Here is a 2,861-nt window from a genome sequence, read left to right on the forward strand (position 1 = left end):
CTGGACTCAAGCAGCTTAGAAACCGGGATCAGGCTTGGCATTAAATACCCTGCCTATCGCGTATTGATAGGCAGATACTTTGTTAAAAACTCAATAAATCCTTTCTGCATATCTTTTAGGATGCGGAAGATGAGATTAAGGTGGTATTATCTGGCGGCAGGCTGGTAAAAGTGATACATTATTTAATGAGTTTGTTTACAATGACAAAAGGTAATTAAAGATTATATAAAACGAACTCAACCTATACAATTTAAAAGAGGTGTAATGATTGGGAAACAAGCATCCCGTGGGTATATTTGATTCGGGTGTCGGAGGACTGACCGTTGTAAAAGCTTTTCTGGAACAGCTTCCCGGGGAGGATTTTATCTATTTGGGCGACACCGCCCATGTCCCCTACGGCAATAAGAGCGAGGCGCAGTTGCTGCAATACGCCCGTGATATAATGGCATATTTTCTGGAGAGAAAGGTTAAAGCCGTTCTGGTGGCTTGCGGCACACATTCCTCGGTAACCCTGCCGAAAATTCAATCTGATTATCCCGTACCCATGGTGGGGATGGTCAGGGCCGGCGCACGGGCTGCCTGTCAGAGCACTTTGAGCAAACGGGTAGGGGTGCTGGCTACGCAGGCCACGGTGAACAGCCGGGCTTACCGTACAGCTATTCAAGATATCGATCCAAACTGCCGGGTTTTTGAAGTGGCTTGCCCGCTCTTTGTGCCGCTGGTAGAAGAGGGCATACTCACCGGCGAAGAGCCCATGGCTGCCGCTAAAGAATACCTGTCGCCGCTGCTGCAGGAGCACATCGACACCCTGGTATTGGGATGCACTCACTATCCATTTCTCAAACAGGTTTTGGCTGATTTAATTGGCGAAGTCGTCTTGCTTGATCCGGCTGTCGAGGCGGTTGCAGAGATGAAAGCCATTTTGACCGGCCACAATCTGCTGCAAAGTGCCGAAAACCAGTCCCGTTCCGAGTTTCTGGTCAGCGGAAATGACCGGTCCTTTTACCGTGTAGGAAAACGGTTGTTGGGAAAGGTTATTGATGAGGTCAAAAGCATAACCCTGGCCCATTGTTGATCGGTTCGGGAGAAAGTTATGGAATTACGAGTAATAGGATGCTGGGCGCCTTATCCCCAAACCGGTGAAGCCTGCAGCGGATATCTGATAAAAGAGGGCAAGACTACCTGCCTGGTGGATTGCGGACATGGGGTGATGTCCTGCCTGGGAAAACACATCGATCCTTTTGAAATAAACCTGGTGGTGATCAGCCATTTTCATCCTGATCATTACGTTGATCTCCACGCATTCCGTCATTTGATTCGGGGCGGTCGATTGCAGGGTAAATCCGCCGGGCCTGTGGATTTATACATCCCTGATCAGCCTCGGGATCAATTCGAATACTGGCAATCAGTTCCCGAGTTTACGGTCTATCCTATACATCCTCGGCAGAAGGTATCTCATGATGAGTTGAATATAGAATTTTATCCGGTTTCCCATCCCTTGCCGACTTACGGCCTGAAGTGCCGGGCGGGAAAGTCAAGTCTGTTCTACAGCAGCGACGCTGCTGCCAGTGATGAGATGTGGGAAAATGCCCGGGAGACGGACATCCTTCTGGGCGAGGCCTCCTTCCTGGCGGCAGATGGCGAGTTGGCACACCGGTTGGGACACATGACCACCTCGGATCTGGCTCGAGGCGCCTTGCGTGCCCGACCCGGGATTCTGGTGGCTACTCATTTGTGGCCGGGTTTTGACAGGTCGGTATTGTTCGGGGAAATACAGTCAGTCTATTCCGGCCAGGTGATCATGGCTTATTGTGGATTGAAAATCAGTATTTAAGGTTCATGAAAAGGGGAGAATATGCGCGAAATACATTGTGATCAGATAACAGCCGCAGTAAGGGAATGCGTTCTCAAGGCCAATGTGGAGCTTCCCCCGGATATTAGAGAGGCTTTAAACCAGGCTTATAATCGGGAAGACAGTTCCCGGGCCCGCCAGATTCTGAAAATTTTGCTGACTAATGCCGAAATGGCTGAAGAGAAGAAAATGGCCATATGTCAGGATACCGGCCTGGTGGCGGTCAACATTGATATGGGCCAGGAGGTGCATGTGGTGGGCGGCGACATCAACCAGGCCGTCAATGAGGGCGTACGCCAGGGCTACCGGGATGGATATTTCCGCAAATCGGTGGTGAGTGATCCTTTGCAGCGCATTAACAGCGGAGACAATACCCCCGCGATTATCCATTATCAACTTTTGCCAGGCGATCATTTCAATATCACTGTACTGCCGAAAGGGGCCGGCAGTGAAAATATGGGGCAGCTCACCATGCTTAAACCGGCGCAGGGTTTGGACGGGATGCGCGATTTTGTGGTCAGGGTGGTTAAGGAGGCCGGGGCCAATGCCTGCCCTCCGTTAATTGTGGGGGTGGGCATAGGAGGTAATATGGAGATGGCCGCCTATTTAGCTAAAAAGGCCCTGCTCAGGCCAGTGGATGAACGCCATCACCGTGCGGATCTGGCTGTCCTGGAAAGCGAATTGCTGGAGGCAATAAACCGGCTCGGGTTCGGCCCCCAGGGAATGGGCGGGCAGACCAGCGCCCTGGCGGTCAATATCGAAACCTATCCGACTCATATCGCTTGCTTGCCGGTAGCGGTGAGCCTGGGCTGCCACGCCACCAGGCGCAGCAGCTGCACATTATAAACAGTGATCTGAAATGGCGGAGGAGTGTGTTTTGTGAAGAGATTGCGGGCTCCCTTGACGGAAAATGCGGTACAGAGTCTCAGGGTCGGTGATGAAATACTGATTGACGGCTATATTTACGCCGCCCGGGATGCGGCCCATAAAAGAATGATCGAAGCCATTG

The 2,861-nt window shown here is 51.5% G+C and carries 4 protein-coding genes; all 4 read left to right on the forward strand.

All coding sequences use genetic code 11. From position 1 onward, the window contains the following. Positions 1-268 precede the first annotated feature (268 nt). Positions 269-1,075, forward strand: coding sequence for a glutamate racemase (gene murI, locus B3W37_RS11585; protein ID WP_483169667.1), 807 nt, complete (start codon positions 269-271; stop codon positions 1,073-1,075). Positions 1,076-1,093: 18 nt separating this feature from the next. Next, the gene (locus B3W37_RS11590; protein WP_483169668.1) at positions 1,094-1,834 is read left to right on the forward strand and encodes an MBL fold metallo-hydrolase; all 741 of its coding nucleotides are present in this window, start codon (positions 1,094-1,096) and stop codon (positions 1,832-1,834) included. Positions 1,835-1,855: 21 nt separating this feature from the next. Then, positions 1,856-2,698 carry a fumarate hydratase gene (locus B3W37_RS11595; protein WP_483169669.1) on the forward strand — a complete coding sequence of 281 codons (843 nt, stop codon included), beginning with the start codon at positions 1,856-1,858 and terminating at the stop codon, positions 2,696-2,698. Positions 2,699-2,731: 33 nt separating this feature from the next. After that, positions 2,732-2,861 (forward strand): fumarate hydratase C-terminal domain-containing protein (locus B3W37_RS11600; protein WP_483175883.1); only part of this gene is annotated, 130 nt, incomplete at its 3' end.

This window comes from Syntrophomonas sp. UBA5494, from assembly GCF_002426325.1.